This is a genomic window from Sulfitobacter sp. AS59, assembly GCF_038899995.1.
GTDB lineage: Bacteria > Pseudomonadota > Alphaproteobacteria > Rhodobacterales > Rhodobacteraceae > Sulfitobacter.
The window spans coordinates 730,803-745,161 of sequence record NZ_JBBMQK010000001.1 but is presented as its reverse complement, the minus strand read 5'-3'; the positions used below and the strand labels follow the sequence as shown (position 1 = coordinate 745,161).

Annotated in this window: 13 protein-coding genes and 1 pseudogene; 7 read left to right on the top strand and 7 right to left on the bottom strand. The window is 57.9% G+C overall.

The annotated features are described in order from the left end of the window. Nucleotides 1-55 precede the first annotated feature (55 nt). The 4 genes and pseudogenes from WNY39_RS03710 (at nucleotide 56) to WNY39_RS03695 (ending at nucleotide 3,012) form a co-directional block, all read left to right on the top strand. The gene (locus WNY39_RS03710; RefSeq protein ID WP_342844151.1) at nucleotides 56-1,336 is read left to right on the top strand and encodes an MFS transporter; all 1,281 of its coding nucleotides are present in this window, start codon (nucleotides 56-58) and stop codon (nucleotides 1,334-1,336) included. Between the two features lie 61 nt (nucleotides 1,337-1,397). Continuing rightward, the gene (locus tag WNY39_RS03705; protein ID WP_093915341.1) at nucleotides 1,398-1,631 is read left to right on the top strand and encodes a hypothetical protein; all 234 of its coding nucleotides are present in this window, start codon (nucleotides 1,398-1,400) and stop codon (nucleotides 1,629-1,631) included. A 2-nt stretch (nucleotides 1,632-1,633) separates the two neighbouring features. Beyond that, nucleotides 1,634-2,386 carry an alpha/beta hydrolase gene (locus WNY39_RS03700; protein ID WP_342844149.1) on the top strand — a complete coding sequence of 251 codons (753 nt, stop codon included), beginning with the start codon at nucleotides 1,634-1,636 and terminating at the stop codon, nucleotides 2,384-2,386. A gap of 10 nt (nucleotides 2,387-2,396) precedes the next feature. Further along, a pseudogene (locus tag WNY39_RS03695) lies at nucleotides 2,397-3,012 on the top strand (hypothetical protein). A gap of 24 nt (nucleotides 3,013-3,036) precedes the next feature. Here the strand turns inward: WNY39_RS03695 and WNY39_RS03690 are convergent. Next, nucleotides 3,037-3,621: a DUF6151 family protein gene (locus WNY39_RS03690; RefSeq protein WP_342844147.1), complete on the bottom strand. Its 585-nt coding sequence runs from the start codon at nucleotides 3,619-3,621 to the stop codon at nucleotides 3,037-3,039. After that, nucleotides 3,621-4,910, bottom strand: a complete 1,290-nt coding sequence (phaZ, locus tag WNY39_RS03685) for a polyhydroxyalkanoate depolymerase (protein WP_342844146.1) — start codon at nucleotides 4,908-4,910, stop codon at nucleotides 3,621-3,623. Before phaZ ends, WNY39_RS03690 begins: the two co-directional genes overlap by 1 nt. 105 nt (nucleotides 4,911-5,015) lie before the next feature. Between phaZ and phaC the strand changes: the two genes are divergently transcribed. The 3 genes from phaC (at nucleotide 5,016) to phaR (ending at nucleotide 8,125) form a co-directional block, all read left to right on the top strand. Then, on the top strand, nucleotides 5,016-6,821 hold the full coding sequence (gene phaC, locus WNY39_RS03680) for a class I poly(R)-hydroxyalkanoic acid synthase (RefSeq protein ID WP_342844144.1): 1,806 nt from the start codon (nucleotides 5,016-5,018) through the stop codon (nucleotides 6,819-6,821). Nucleotides 6,822-6,962: 141 nt separating this feature from the next. After that, nucleotides 6,963-7,406 (top strand): phasin, PhaP, encoded by a 444-nt coding sequence (locus tag WNY39_RS03675; RefSeq protein WP_342844142.1) that lies wholly within the window; start codon nucleotides 6,963-6,965, stop codon nucleotides 7,404-7,406. Between the two features lie 140 nt (nucleotides 7,407-7,546). Then, nucleotides 7,547-8,125, top strand: coding sequence for a polyhydroxyalkanoate synthesis repressor PhaR (phaR, locus tag WNY39_RS03670; RefSeq protein WP_342844141.1), 579 nt, complete (start codon nucleotides 7,547-7,549; stop codon nucleotides 8,123-8,125). 136 nt (nucleotides 8,126-8,261) lie between these two features. Here the strand turns inward: phaR and WNY39_RS03665 are convergent, their stop codons facing one another. The 5 genes from WNY39_RS03665 to WNY39_RS03645 form a co-directional block, all read right to left on the bottom strand. After that, nucleotides 8,262-9,440, bottom strand: coding sequence for an aminotransferase class I/II-fold pyridoxal phosphate-dependent enzyme (locus WNY39_RS03665; RefSeq protein ID WP_342844140.1), 1,179 nt, complete (start codon nucleotides 9,438-9,440; stop codon nucleotides 8,262-8,264). 95 nt (nucleotides 9,441-9,535) lie between these two features. Further along, complete coding sequence (locus tag WNY39_RS03660; RefSeq protein ID WP_342844139.1) at nucleotides 9,536-10,840, bottom strand: FAD-binding oxidoreductase; 1,305 nt, start codon at nucleotides 10,838-10,840, stop codon at nucleotides 9,536-9,538. A gap of 74 nt (nucleotides 10,841-10,914) precedes the next feature. Next, on the bottom strand, nucleotides 10,915-12,273 hold the full coding sequence (locus tag WNY39_RS03655; RefSeq protein ID WP_341234854.1) for a glutamine synthetase family protein: 1,359 nt from the start codon (nucleotides 12,271-12,273) through the stop codon (nucleotides 10,915-10,917). After that, nucleotides 12,273-12,953, bottom strand: a complete 681-nt coding sequence (locus WNY39_RS03650; protein ID WP_342844136.1) for a type 1 glutamine amidotransferase — start codon at nucleotides 12,951-12,953, stop codon at nucleotides 12,273-12,275. The genes WNY39_RS03655 and WNY39_RS03650 overlap by 1 nt, the downstream gene beginning before the upstream one ends. A 10-nt stretch (nucleotides 12,954-12,963) precedes the next feature. Then, the gene (locus tag WNY39_RS03645) at nucleotides 12,964-14,298 is read right to left on the bottom strand and encodes a glutamine synthetase family protein (protein WP_341234852.1); all 1,335 of its coding nucleotides are present in this window, start codon (nucleotides 14,296-14,298) and stop codon (nucleotides 12,964-12,966) included. Nucleotides 14,299-14,359 lie beyond the last annotated feature (61 nt).

The following is a 14,359-nucleotide window of genomic DNA, read 5'->3' as shown; positions in this document are numbered from 1 at the left end:
TTGTGCGTTGCGGTATGATGACGCCGCAAAAAATCAGCACGATGGGAACGACAGGATGCAGGACGGATGGACGCGCAAGGCTTTTGAAAAACTGTCAGGGGCCGAGGGCGACGCCGACGATCTGACCGAGGGCGCGCAAAAGGCCGAAGCGCCAAACGCCTTGCGCCATGTTGCCAGCCTGTCGATGACCAAGGTCGCGGATGGGTTGATTGATCCCAAACTGATGTTGTCGTGGCTGCTGACGTCGCTTGGTGCGCCTGCCGTGTTTGCGGGTGCATTGGTGCCGATCCGCGAAAGTGGTGCGTTGCTGCCGCAGATGTTGCTGGCGTCTTGGGTGCAGGCGATGCAGCGGCGAAAATGGGCATGGGTGCTGGGCAGCGCGGGGCAGGGCATATTCGCCGCGCTGATCGTGCTGGCGGCCCTGACGCTTGAAGGGGTCGCCGCAGGGTTTGCCATCTGTGGGGCCCTTGGCGGGCTGGCGCTGTGTCGCGCGGCCTGTTCGGTGTCTTACAAAGATATCTTGGGCAAAACCGTCGGTAAATCGCGGCGCGGGTCGATCACCGGGCTGGCAGGATCGGTGTCATCCGTGGGCGTGGTCATCTTGGCGCTGTTGCTGATGTCGGGCCTGTTTGAAAGCGCGGGCATTGTTATTGCCGCCATCGCATTAGCCGCCTGCCTATGGGGGGCCGCGGCGCTGCTGTTTTCCACATTGAACGAAATGAAAAGCGACCCGTCCAAGGCGGAAGGGGCCGATTTCAGTATCTTGAAACAAGACGCAAACCTGCGCCGCTTTATTCTGGTGCGGGGATTGCTGGCCTCGACTGCATTGGCCCCACCCTATTTTGTGGTGCTTGCGGGGGGAGAGGAACAATCAGCCCTTGGCCAATTGGGCGCGTTGGTGCTGGCATCGGCGCTGGCGTCTTTCCTAAGCTCGTATGTCTGGGGGCGCTTGTCGGATCAGTCCAGCCGCAAGGTGTTGATGCTGACCGGGATCGTTGGGGCCTGTGCGATGCTGGGGGCTGTGGCGCTTAGCCTGTTGGGTTTGGCCACGCAAATCTGGGCGATGCCGCTGGTGCTGTTCATCCTGATGATCGCCTATCACGGGGTGCGGCAGGGGCGGTCGACCTATCTGGTTGATATGTCCCCCAAAGATCAGCGATCAGCCTATGCCGCGGTTTCCAACACGGTGATCGGGGTGCTGCTGTTGATCGCCGGCTTTGCGGGGGGCGGTGCGGCGCTGTTCGGGCCAAATGCGACGCTGGTTCTGTTTGCGCTTATGGCCGTGGGCGCGGCGATTGTGGCATTTGGCCTAAGCGAGGTCGAAGCATTAGATTGAACGTCGGCGCGCATGGTTTTATGATATGGGGCATGGTCCATGCATTCAAAAGGATGGCGAGATGTCCAAACACAACCGCAACTTCGAGCTGACAGTCAGCGATATCGACCTGATCGAGGCAGCCCTGCATATCACCAAGCGTGATCTATCAGCGGACGTCTATAACGGCACCCAAGAGATGCTGCCCGCCGACAAAACCGTAGATTCGCTGCGCAAAATCGACGATCTGTTAGGGCGTCTGCACAATCAAAAGATTTTCTATCGTCCCGCCAAGGGCACGTATTTGGGCGGATGACCATGGCGCAAACCCTTACGACGCCGCAGGGCCGGACGCTGGCCTATCATTTGACAGCGGGCCATGGGCCATGCGTTGTGTTCCTGGGTGGGCTGAAATCCGACATGCAAGGCACCAAGGCGGTGTTTCTTGAGGAATGGGCCCGCCGCGAGGGGCGTGCGTTTTTGCGGTTTGATTATTCAGGCCATGGTGAATCCTCGGGTGATTTCACCGACGGCTGCATTGGCGATTGGGCGCAGGATACGCTGGCCGCTGTGACGGCGCTGACGACGGGCAAGATCGTGCCGGTTGGATCGTCCATGGGCGGGTGGCAATCGCTGCTGCTGTGCCGCGCGATGCCTGAACGGATCGCTGGGCTGGTTACCATCGCGGCAGCGCCGGATTTCACCGAAGACGGGTATTGGGCCAGCTTTACCGACGCGCAAAAGCAGCAGTTGGAGGCCGAGGGCCGCGTTGAACTGCCATCGGATTATATGGAGCCTTACATCATCACAAAGCGGATGATCGAGGACGGGCGCAAGCAGTTGGTGTTGCGGTCCGCGTTGGACCTGCCGTTTCCGGTGCGGTTTTTGCAAGGCACGGCGGATACAGCGGTAAGCGTCGCAACAGCGGTGAAACTGCTGGACCATGGCACGGGGCCGGACATGCAGTTGCAACTGGTCAAAGACGCGGATCACCGCTTTTCCGACGATCGCTGTTTGGGGTTGATGCAAGCGGCGCTGCAAGAGGTGTTGGACAAGGCCGCGGATGCGTAAACCCGCCAGCATGTGGAGCCTTGAAACCGTCGGGCGGGTGCGTTTGTCGAAACATTTCTACATGCGCGATTTTCTGTATTCCGAGATCAACGGCTTTCACGGCATCCCGAACATTCCTGACGACCCCGATCTGGCGATTGAAAACGGGCGGGCGTTTTGCACGGCGCTGCTGGACCCGCTTGAGGAAACATTTGGCCGGGTCGCGGTGCGGTCGGGCTATCGGTCGCGGGCGTTGAATGATTATGGCAATGCCAACAAGCTGAACTGCGCGTCCAGCGACAACCCCATCGAATGCCACATCTGGGATCGGGATGCGGGGGGTGCGGCCATTGCGGGGGCGTCGATTGTGATTCCGTGGTTTGCCGACCAGTATGATCAGGGCCGCGATTGGCGCGATCTGGCGTGGTGGGTGCACGACCATCTGCCTTATTCCGAGATGTGGTTTTTTCCGAAGCTGGCGGCGTTCAATCTGGTCTGGCGGCCCACGCCTTTGCGCACGATCTCAAGCTACATCGCGCCCAAGGGCATGTTGCTGCGGGCGGGGGACACCTGCCGAGGATGCAATGCAGCGCCGTGCGCGATATGCCGATTTCCCGCCCTTGCGCGGCATACCCTATCCTGAATGATCGGCGCAGAAGGCACCTGCGGGCCTAGCTAAGCTGAGCGTTGATTTCGCGGCGTGTGTCCTTGGGCACCACATATACATCGCGCACGGGCTTTAGGCTATCAGCGTCGAAAAATGGCGTGTCTTTCCAACGGCCCGTGATCCGTGCTGCCAGTCCGCGGCTTAGCACGCCCCAGACGAAACGGCCCATGCCCTTGTGCTGGGCCTTGTCGCCGGGCGTGTGCAAATTCGCCTTGGTGGCGACGCGGCCAATGGCATCGGTGTCTGTCAGGATCGTGGTGCGGATGCTGGAAAACGCGATCTTGGGATTGCGCAATGTGTTGCCGATCACGGTCCCGCAACATTTTGCATGCCACCGCAATATGTTCTTTTCGCCAAAGGAAAAGACCGCCATCTGGTCGAACCCTTGGTCAAATTTGATCCGGTCCGGCGTGGTCTGGAACAGGGCCACAGACGGTGTGTCGGGTTGACCTAAAAAAACCTCGGCCGCGCGGCAATCTTTGCAAAAGCATTCAAGATGCGTGCCTACGGCCGGGGATGCGCCAAGCAAGGTGCCGGTGACGGTGCCACAGCTGCAGCGAAAGGCGACATCTTTAGGCTTTTTGAACATCAGGCAGCTGCGTTGTCGTTGGCCGGTTTTTTTGTTTTCGCCTTTGGCTTTTCGGCGTTGCGTGGGTTTGCATCAATGAATTGCAGCACCAGCGGGCGGATATTATTGCGCCAGCTTTTGCCAGCAAAGATGCCGTAATGCCCTGCGCCGTCTTCTAGGTGGCTGGCCTTTTTGCTGTCGGGCAGACCGGTGCACAGATCAAGCGCCGCAACGCATTGGCCGGGGGCCGAAATGTCATCCTTGGTGCCTTCGACGGTTTTGACCGCAACGGTTGTGATCTTGCCGATGTCGACCTTTTTGCCAGCAACGGTAAAGTTGTTCTTGCCGATCTCGTTGTTTTTAAAGATCCGCTCGACCGTGGAGAGGTAGAATTCGGCGGGCATGTCCATGACGGCCAGATATTCGTCATAGAACTTGTTGTGTTTGTCGTGATCGCCAGCCTCGCCTTGGACGACGCGCATGATCTGATCCTGAAATGCTTTTGCGTGGGTTTCGCTGTTCATCGAGATGAACGAATTTAGCTGCAGCAGCCCCGGATATACCTTGCGGCCAACGCCGGGGTATTTAAAGCCGACCTGCTGGATCGACATTTCCTGAAGCTGTCCCATGTGCACGCGGTCGCCGAAATCGGTGACGTCGGTCGGGGCGGCGTCGGGGTCAATCGGGCCGCCGATCAGGGTCAGGGAACTGGGTTGCGCGCTTGGCTCTTCCTCGGCCAGATAGGCGGTGGCAGCGAGGGCCAGCGGCGCGGGTTGGCAGACGGCAATAACATGCACGTCAGGGCCAAGATGGCGCATGTATTCAACCAGATGCAGGGTGTAATCTTCGACGTCGAACTTGCCCGCGCTGACGGGAATTTCGCGGGCATTGTGCCAATCGGTGATGTACAAATCGGTGTCGGGGATCAGGCTAATCACGGTCGACCGCAGCAATGTGGCATAGTGGCCCGACATGGGGGCGACCAACAGAACCTTGCGCTTTGGCGCCGGACGGTTCTGGACCACGAAATGCAAAAGATCGCCAAACGCGCCTTCGATTTCTTTCTTGATGTCTACTTGGTGGTCTGCCTCGTCTTCGCCAACGACGGCGGGCAGGTTCCAATCGGGTTTGGCGACCATCCGCGCAAAGCTGCGTTCGGTGACCTCGCCCCAAGCGGCCATCCAATCCATCGCGGGATTGGGGAAGGCGGAAAATACAGGATATGATGCAAATGCCTGCGCTGTCGCACCAAGCCACTGATTGGTGTTACGCATTGTTTCCATTAAATCATAAGATGCCATATACTTCATGAGGGGTCTCCTGTTGGTTGGCCCTGTGCTTGGGCGCTCCGCCGGTCCCCTCCCAGATAGGACGGCGCGATGCTGCAAGTGCAAACATAGGGAGGAACCGTTAAGATGACAACAAAAACGAATGAGCCCTTGGAACCTGATGCAGCCGCGCTTGCGCGGATGACAGAGAATATGAACAAAGTCGAAGCGTTGGGCGCGCGATTGTCACAGATTATGGTGAACCGGGAGGGGCATCAGGCCGCCCTGGACGGACCGAATCAAGAATTATTCGCCAAGGCTGCGCAATCCTATTGGAACGAGGCGGTGCAAAATCCGGCCAAGCTGATCGAACAGCAGGTGTCATTCTGGACCAAATCGGTGTCGCATTTTGTCGAGGCGCAAAAGGCATTGGCCAAGGGCAAGCTGGAAGCGCCCGCCGATACCACGCCCAAGGACAGACGCTTTGCCAACCCGTTGTGGGAAAGCCACCCCTATTTCAACTATGTAAAACAGCAGTATCTGATCAACGCCGAAACGCTGCACCAAGCGATTGCAGATGTGTCGGACCTTGAACCGCGCGAAAAGCAGCGGCTGGAATATTTTAGCCGCCAGATCGTTGATCTGATGAGCCCGACGAATTTTCTGGCGACCAACCCTGATGCGTTGGAGCGCGCGGTGGCGACCGAAGGCGAAAGCCTGATCAAGGGGCTGGAAAACCTGATTGCCGACCTTGAGGCCAACAACGGCGAGATGATCGTGCGTCTGGCCGATGAAAGCGCATTCGAGCTGGGCCGCAACATTGCCACGTCACCGGGCAAGGTGGTGTTTCGCAACCGCATGTTCGAGCTGATTCAATACAGCCCCACCACCAAAAAAGTGCATGAAACGCCGATCGTGATCTTTCCGCCCTGGATCAACAAATTCTACATTCTGGACCTGAAGGAACAGAACAGTCTGGTGAAATGGATCGTCGATCAGGGGCACACCTTGTTCATGGTGTCCTGGATCAACCCCGATAACAGCTATCGCGATGTCGGCATGGGCGACTATATCGAGGACGGATTTATTGCGGCTGTCGAAGAGGTCAAAAACATCACCGGTCAGGATCAGGTCAACGCCGTGGGCTATTGCATTGCGGGCACCACGCTGTCGCTGACACTGTCCTTGCTCAAACAGCGCGGCGATCCATCTGTGCGATCCGCGACGTTCTTTACCGCGCTCACTGATTTTTCCGATCAGGGGGAATTTCAACCGTTTCTGACGGATGATTTCATCGACGGGATCGAGGCGGAGACCAAAGACAAAGGCATCTTGCCCTCGTCCATCATGGCGCGGACGTTTTCGTTCCTGCGGTCAAACGATCTGGTGTATGGCCCCGCGATCAAAAGCTATATGCTGGGCGATACGCCGCCCGCGTTTGACCTGCTGTATTGGAACGGGGACGGGGCGAACCTGCCGGAACGTATGGCGATGGAATACCTGCGCGGGCTGTGCCAGCAAAACAAACTGGCCGAGGGCGGGTTTGATCTGATGGGGCACCACCTTGAGCTGGGCGATATCGAGGTGCCGCTGATCGCCATCGGCTGCGAGACTGACCACATCGCGCCGTGGAAAGACAGCTATCGCGGCATTCAGCAGATGGGCAGCAAGGACAAAACATTCATCATGACCCAGTCGGGCCATATTGCGGGCATCGTGAATCCGCCCAGCAAAGGTAAATACGGCCACTATACCAACCCCGATATGTCACTCGATTACAAAGACTGGGTGGAGGGGGCCAAGTTCCACAAAGGGTCGTGGTGGCCCCGCTGGGGCAAGTGGCTTGAGAATCACTCTGGCGGGTTGATTGAGGCACGTGTGCCGGGCGCGGACGGGCGAGAAATTTTGTGCGATGCCCCCGGAACCTATGTGACGCGCAAAGCAAGAGGCTGATCTGATTACGCTTTTACCCTAGGTCAACTTTCGCATGCTGCAGTGCAGAATATACTTGAAATGCCGCGCTGCAGCATGTAGATATCTCCTATACCAGAACGAGTAGGCTGTTGCCGCTCTCAACTGAAAGAGGAAGAGACTATGACAAAGACACCTGATATCGCCGCAATGATGAAAGACGTTATGGGCGCATTCCCAGTTGATACAACTGCGCTGAACGATGCGTTCAAAACAACCGCTACTCTGAATGAAAAACTGTCCGGCGTTGCGCTGACAGCTGCCGAGAAATCCGCCGAGATTTCCAGCAAATGGCAAAAAGAAACACTGTCCAAGCTGGCAGAAATGTCCAAAGCCAAAACCGAGCCTGCTGACTATGCAAAAGCAATGACAGATTTCACATCTGCCTCTGCCGAAGTCGCAGCCGAGCACATGGCCGCATTCGCCGAAATCGCAAAATCCGTTCAAATGGACACAGTTGAACTGATGATGGCCGCGGGCAAAGACATGTCCGAAGAAGCAACAGCCGCCGTTCAAAAGGCGACAGCTGAAGCAACAAAAGCCACGAAAAAAGCGACAGCAAAGTAATTCGCCGCAAGGCAAATCAACTTTCATGAGTGACGGGGCGGGCTTGAAAAAGTCTGCCCTTTCTTTGTTGCGAGACCCTTTCTTTTTGAAACACGCTACCCTAAGCTGCAATGCAGCACGCAATTTGGGAAGGATCCACCGTGGCCGACACAGACAAGCCTCTGCTTATCAAGCGTTACGCCAGCCGGCGGCTTTATAATACGGAAACAAGCGATTACGTCACGCTTGAGGATATCTCGGGGTTTATCCGGGATGGGCGCGAAGTTCAGATTCTGGATTTGAAATCCGGTGATGATCTGACCCGCCAGTATTTGCTGCAGATCATTGCAGATCACGAAAGCCGTGGTGAATCGGTTTTGCCGGTTGATGTGCTGAACGACCTTGTGCGCAGCTATATGTCACCGGGTGCCAGCGTCGTGCCGCAATTCTTGAAAGCGTCTTTTGATATGCTGCGCGATGGCCAGTCGCGGGTGTTGGAAAACATGAACACGATCAACCCCATGTCCAAAATGCCCGGGTTTGATGTGATGCAGGCCCAGCAAGAAGCATTCATGAAAGCCATGACCAGCAACATTCCCGCCGCATGGCCGGGCATGACCAAGCCCGAGGCCGAAGCACCGGCGAAGTCTGACACGTCCGACAAAAACCAAGACGAGAGTCTGGACGCGATCAAACAGCAATTGGCCGAATTGCAGGATAAGCTGTCCAAGCTGAAGTGATCCAGCGGCCGCACGGGCGTGCGATTATTATTATTTGATCCAGATCAGGCCTGAGCCCACCCCGTCACTGGGTGGGCTTTTTCGTATCTGTTGGATGCCTCCGGCGGGAGTTTATCTGGCAAAATGAAGGGGCGGGTTAAGCGGCCTTGGAGCCTGCTGCGGTTTGAACCGCGCCCAGCAGGACGTCGATTACCGCGTCAAGATCGCTGGGTTTAAGGTGGACGGGCAGGCGCACATCGCAGGCGGTCATCAGCATTTTGCGGGTTTGCGGCAGATCCGGCAGGTTTTCGATAAATTGCCAGTTCCAGAAGGCACGGGCGTTGTCGGTGCTTTGGCCAAAGACCTGAACCTTGACCCCCGCGGCGGCGCTGGCGGCGGCGAAAGCGCGGATTGCAGCATCGTCTAGCCCCACCATGTTGAACTGGATGGAATCCGGGGCGCGGGTTTCCGGGGCCAGCGGCGCAGGGACAGTGATATGGGGGGAGGCGTTCAGTCTGGCCGCGACATAGTCGTGGTTACGCAGCCCGTCGGCGACGCGGCGTGGCAGTTCAGCCAATTGCGGGCGCACGATGGCGGCGGAAAGATTGCCCAAGCGCAGGTTGTAGAGCGGCAGTTGGTTTTGCCAGCGTGCACAGGCGTCGGCGATGCTGGGGTGTTTCTTCCAGTTATGCTCGTACGCGCCGGACATGATGATCGCGCGGGCGATCAGGTCGGCATCATCGGTGATCATGATCCCGCCTTCACCAGCGTTGATCATCTTGTAGGATTGGAAGGAGAAACACCCGATTTTGCCGATCGTGCCGATTTTCTGGCCGTGCCACAGCGTCCCAAGCGAATGCGCTGCGTCTTCGATCACAGGAATGTTGGCCGCATCACATAGCGCCATAATGGCATCCATGTCCGAGGTGTGGCCGCGCATATGGCTGATAATGACGGCATCGACGGTGGGCAACTTGGCCTCGAAGTCATTGAGATCAATGCGGTAGCTATCCCCGACCTCGCATAGTATCGGCTGGCAGTTGGCATGGATCACAGACGACGGCACCGCGGCAAAGGTAAACCCCGGGATCATAACGCGTGCGTCTTTGGGCAGGTCCAGAGCCATCAACGACAGGAACAGCGCGGCCGAGCAGGATGACACGGCGAGGGCATATTTGCTGCCCATCATCTGGGCGAATTCAGCCTCGAGCAGGGAAACGGGGGCGTCAGCGGCAGCGGTATAGCGAAACAGATCGCCGGATTGCAAAAGCCGCTCAATCTCGGCGCGGGCGGCGTCAGGGATGGCCTCGGCGCGGTGCATATCTGGCAGGGACATATTTCAAAATCCTGAATGTTTGTTTTCAGAATAGTAAAACAAGGGCGGGCCATCGCCAAGCTAATTCAGGTCCGCGCAGTGTTAAATATTTATGACTACAGTCCGAGTTTATCGCGCAGGCTGTACCAGCTCATCGCGAGGGTCAGCAGGGGTGTGCGCATCGCGGCCCCGCCGGGAAAGGGATTGGTGGGGATCGTGCGCATCACGTCAAATCCGTCACTGTCGCCTGTGATGGCCCGCGCCATCAGTTGCCCCGCGTGGGTTGCGGTGCCCACACCGTGGCCGGAATAGCCTGACGCCGACAGGATGTTGGACGAGACACGGGCCAGATAGGGCAGACGTTTCATGGTGATGGCAAGGGTGCCGCCCCAAGCATAGTCTATCGCCACGTCTTTGAGTTGGGGGAACACCACGGACATGGGCGCGCGTACCTTGGCGGCGATGTCGCGCGGGAATTTGTAGCCATAGCTTTCGCCACCGCCAAACAAAAGCCGCCCGTCGTGGCTGAGCCTAAAGTAGTTTACCACGAACCGGCTGTCGGCCACGGCCACATCGCGCGGCAGCACATCGCGGATACGGTCGCCCAAGGGTTCGGTGGCCACGATAAAGTTGTTGATGGGCATCACCCGGGCCGCAACCTTGCGGTTCAGCCCGCCCAAATACCCGTTGCAGGCCAGCACAGCATGCCCCGCTGTGACGCGCCCGCCGTCGGTTTGAACCACCACCTTCGCGCCTTCTTGGATATGGTGCACGGCAGAGCCTTCGTAGATGCGAACCCCAGCTTTTTGCGCGGCCCGCGCCAAGCCTAAGGCAAGGTTAAGCGGATGCAGATGCGCGGCCCCCATGTCCAGAATACCGCCCTTGTAATCGGGCGAGGGGCAGACCGATTGCAGGGCCTCGTGGTCCAATATCTCGATCTGGTCATATCCATAGCGGCTTTGCAGATGACCTGCATAGTCGTGCAAATGGCGCAGGTCGCTGGCAGTGGATGCGGTCCAGGCAACGCCCGGCTTCAGATGGCAGTCAATATCATGCTCGGCGATCAGACCTTTGACCAAGGCCTTTGCGTCTTCGCCCAAATCCCACAGCTTGCGCGCGTGATCGGCCCCCAGCATTTTTTCCAACGCATCCTGTTCGACCCGCTGGCCGCCGCCCAATTGCCCGCCGTTTCGACCGGACGCCCCGAACCCCACGCGCTGCGCTTCAAGCAAAACCACATCGCGACCGGCTTGGGCCAGATGCAGTGCTGCGGACAGGCCCGTATAGCCGCCCCCGACCACGCAGACATCGGCCTTTATAGCGCCTTGAAGGGCGGGAAACCTATCCATCGGTGTCGCTGTTGCAGCATACCAGCTGTCCGGATAAGCGCCTTTTTTGTCATTTGCATAAAGCAGGTTCATCGCAAAGGGGCTCCTGTCCCCGCTTCCAAATGGTTTTAAATCCTCGCCGAAGGCATCCGCGATCGGCGACGGGATCAAACGTTCATTAACAAATGCTCTCGTTCCCAAGGCGAAATAACCTGCAGGAACTCGTCATATTCGGCACGTTTCACGATGGCATAAACACGGGCGAAATCGGGGCCCAGAACTTCGTGCATTCCGATGGCCTCTTCGAACAAGTCCAACGCGGAGCCCAGAACCTGCGGGATGTCCCCGTCGCCTTCATAGGCGTCGCCTTTGAACTCGGGCTTTGGCTGTTTCTTTTCCATCAGGCCCAGATAGCCGCAGGCCAGTGATGCGGCGATGCCCAGATACGGGTTGCAGTCCATTCCGGCCAGACGGTTTTCAACCCGGCGCGACGAAGGTTTGGACAAGGGCACGCGAATGCCCGTGGTGCGGTTGTCGCGGCCCCATTCAAGGTTAATCGGGGCAGCGTGGTCTTTGACATAGCGGCGATAGCTGTTCACATACGGTGCCAGCACGGCCAGCGCATCGGGCATGTGGTTTTGCATACCGGCGATAAAGTGGAAAAACGCCTCGGTTTCGCCGCCGTCCGCGTCGGAAAAGATGTTCTTGCCGGTTTCAATATCCAGCACCGAATGATGCATATGCATGGCGCTGCCGGGTTCGTCCTCGATCGGTTTGGCCATAAAGGTGGCATAGCAATCATGGCGCAGGGCGGCTTCGCGGATCAAACGTTTGAAATAGAACACTTCATCCGCCAGCCGCACCGGATCACCGTGGATCAGGTTGATCTCAAGCTGGCCTGCACCGCCTTCTTGGGTGATGCCGTCGATCTCAAAGCCTTGGGCCTCGGCGAAGTCGTAGATGTCATCGATCACCGGGCCAAACTCATCCACGGCAGTCATTGAATAGGCCTGACGCGCGGCGGCGGGGCGGCCTGACCGGCCCATCATCGGTTTGATGGCATGGGCCGGGTCCAGATTGCGTGCGACCAGAAAGAATTCCATTTCCGGGGCGACAACCGGCTCCCAACCTTGTTGGCGATAGAGTTCAACGACGCGTTTGAGGACGTTGCGCGGCGAATATTGCACCGGTTCGCCGTCGCGGTCATAGGCGTCGTGGATCACCTGAAGCGTCCAATCCGCAGTCCAGGGTGCGGCGGTCGCCGTCGACATATCGGGCCGCAAAATCATATCTTTTTCGATGAACCCATCGGCACCCGCTGCTTCGCCCCATTCACCGGTGATGGTTTGGTAAAAGATGCTGTCGGGCAGGTGAAAATATTCCTGACGCGAGAATTTCTTGGCGGGCACCGCTTTGCCACGGGCGATGCCGGGCAGATCGGGGATGATGCATTCGACTTCATCCAGTCGTTTGCCCGCCAGATAATCTCGGGCGGCTTCGGGCAGGTCGTCAATCCAGTCGGACATCAGGGTCTCTCTTTCTTGAGGAAATCGGCGATAAAATCTGCAATATCAGCATTGTTTGTGGGGGTATCCAGCCGCTTTGCAGCCGCTGCAAGTTGTTCATCGGGCACGACGCCCTTGCCGCGGGTGCGGATCAGACCATCGATGAAATCAGCGTTGAATTCCGGGTGGGGTTGGATCGTCCAGATTTGATCATCATAGAGCAGCGCAGCATTGGCGCAAAAATCCGATGATCCGACAACCTTGGCCCCTTTGGGCAGGGCGGTGACCTGATCCTGATGCCACGCATTCAGCGCCATCGGTTGTCCGTTAACGGTGTAATCCGTGGGGCCGACGGACCAGCCGCCGCCGAATTTTTCGACCTTACCGCCTAGCGCTTGGGCGATGATCTGGTGGCCAAAGCAGATGCCGACCATGGGCCGACCTGTTTCGCGAATGGCCAAAATCAACTGCTCCAGCTGCGGGATCCAGTCGTGGTCCTCGTAGGCACCGAACTTGGAACCAGTGATCAACCACGCGTCGGCATCCACGGCTGACGCGGGAAATTCACCATCCACAACCGACCAGATTTGAAAGTCGAAATCATGCCCGCCCAGCAGTTTGGTAAACATCTCGCCGTAGTCGCCCAACTGGTCTTTCATGTTGTCGGGCGAGTGGCCGGTTTGAAGGATGCCGATTTTCATCATGTTGCCCTTATACGGTGTCGAGATAGATCTCGACCTGTTCTTGTGGGGTAAGCTCTTGCATGTAATGCAGCTCTTGGCGCTTTGTCAGGACAAAGTTTCGGATCAGCTCGGGGGCGAAAATGCGCGCCACCTCGGGGGAGCTTTCGAACAGATCAATCGCGGTTTTCCAATCGCCGGGGATTTGCGGCAGATCGGCGGCATAGGCGTTGCCGGTGATTGGGGCAGGCGGTTCAATCGCGTCTTCGATACCGTTCATGGCAGCGCCCAAAACTGCCGCCAGCATCAGATAGGGGTTTACGTCCCCCCCGGACACACGGTGTTCAATCCGCCGCGCCTTGTGGCTGCCCGACGGCACCCGGATCGAGGACGTCCGGTTTTCATAGGCCCAAGATATCCCCGTGGGCGCATGGGAACCCGGGACCATCCGATCAAAACTGTTGGCGTGGGGCGCAAACACCAACGCCGATGCTGCCATGGCATTCATGCAGCCTGCGATTGCGTGGCGCATGATCGCTGTCCCATCGGGGCCACCATCGTCAAAGATGTTATTGCCGTTTTTGTCGAGCACCGAGAAATGCGTGTGCAGGCCAGAACCGGGATAATCCTCATAGGGTTTTGCCATAAAGCTGGCGGCAAAGCCGTGGCGGCGGGCAAGGCCTTTGACCAGCATCTTGAAGAACCATGCATCGTCGGCGGCGCGCAGGGCGTCGTCACAATGCATCAGGTTAATCTCGAACTGGCCCAATCCGGCCTCTGAAATGGCGGTATCTGCGGGAATGTCCATTTCCTCGCAGGCGTCATAGAGATCGGTAAAGAATTCATCGAACTGGTCCAGCGCCCGGATCGACAGGGTTTCGGCCGCTTTGCGGCGTTTACCCGAGCGTGGCGAGACGGGGACCTGCAGCTTGCGGCCCGAATCGTCGATCAGGAAGAACTCAAGCTCGACCGCGCAAACGGGGGTCAGGCCACGTTCTTTGTAGCGGTCCAAGACAGCGCGCAACGCATGGCGCGGGTCGCCGGGGTAGGGCGTGCCATCTTCGCGAAACATCCAGATCGGCAGCAAGGCCGAAGGGGAATCAAGCCATGGCATGGGCAGAAAACCCCGTTCGGTGGGAAACAACACCCCGTCGGCATCGCCGGATTCAAAGACCAGCGGGCTGTCGTCGATGTCTTCGCCCCAGATATCAAGGTTCAGGACAGACACGGGAAAACGCGTACCATCCTCGACGATTTTATCCGCGAAACGCGTGGGGATGCGTTTGCCGCGGGCCTGACCGTTCAGGTCGGCGGCAGCCACACGGATCGTGCGAACCTGAGGATGTTTACGGAGCCAGTTTTTCATAACACACCTTGTAAGCGGCGGGCATGAAACGGGGTCTTCAAAAGGCGAAACCCGGGGTCGA

Bases quoted from the DNA above. Each gene is read 5' to 3' on its own strand.
- WNY39_RS03675 (WP_342844142.1), top strand. From the start codon at position 6,963: ATGACAAAGACACCTGATATCGCCGCAATGATGAAAGACGTTATGGGC.
- WNY39_RS03650 (WP_342844136.1), bottom strand. From the start codon at position 12,953: ATGAAAATCGGCATCCTTCAAACCGGCCACTCGCCCGACAACATGAAA.
- WNY39_RS03710 (WP_342844151.1), top strand. From the start codon at position 56: ATGCAGGACGGATGGACGCGCAAGGCTTTTGAAAAACTGTCAGGGGCC.
- WNY39_RS03645 (WP_341234852.1), bottom strand. From the start codon at position 14,298: ATGAAAAACTGGCTCCGTAAACATCCTCAGGTTCGCACGATCCGTGTG.
- WNY39_RS03705 (WP_093915341.1), top strand. From the start codon at position 1,398: ATGTCCAAACACAACCGCAACTTCGAGCTGACAGTCAGCGATATCGAC.
- phaZ (WP_342844146.1), bottom strand. From the start codon at position 4,910: ATGAAGTATATGGCATCTTATGATTTAATGGAAACAATGCGTAACACC.
- WNY39_RS03690 (WP_342844147.1), bottom strand. From the start codon at position 3,621: ATGTTCAAAAAGCCTAAAGATGTCGCCTTTCGCTGCAGCTGTGGCACC.
- phaC (WP_342844144.1), top strand. From the start codon at position 5,016: ATGACAACAAAAACGAATGAGCCCTTGGAACCTGATGCAGCCGCGCTT.
- WNY39_RS03655 (WP_341234854.1), bottom strand. From the start codon at position 12,273: ATGTCCGACTGGATTGACGACCTGCCCGAAGCCGCCCGAGATTATCTG.
- WNY39_RS03660 (WP_342844139.1), bottom strand. From the start codon at position 10,840: ATGAACCTGCTTTATGCAAATGACAAAAAAGGCGCTTATCCGGACAGC.
- WNY39_RS03700 (WP_342844149.1), top strand. From the start codon at position 1,634: ATGGCGCAAACCCTTACGACGCCGCAGGGCCGGACGCTGGCCTATCAT.
- WNY39_RS03665 (WP_342844140.1), bottom strand. From the start codon at position 9,440: ATGTCCCTGCCAGATATGCACCGCGCCGAGGCCATCCCTGACGCCGCC.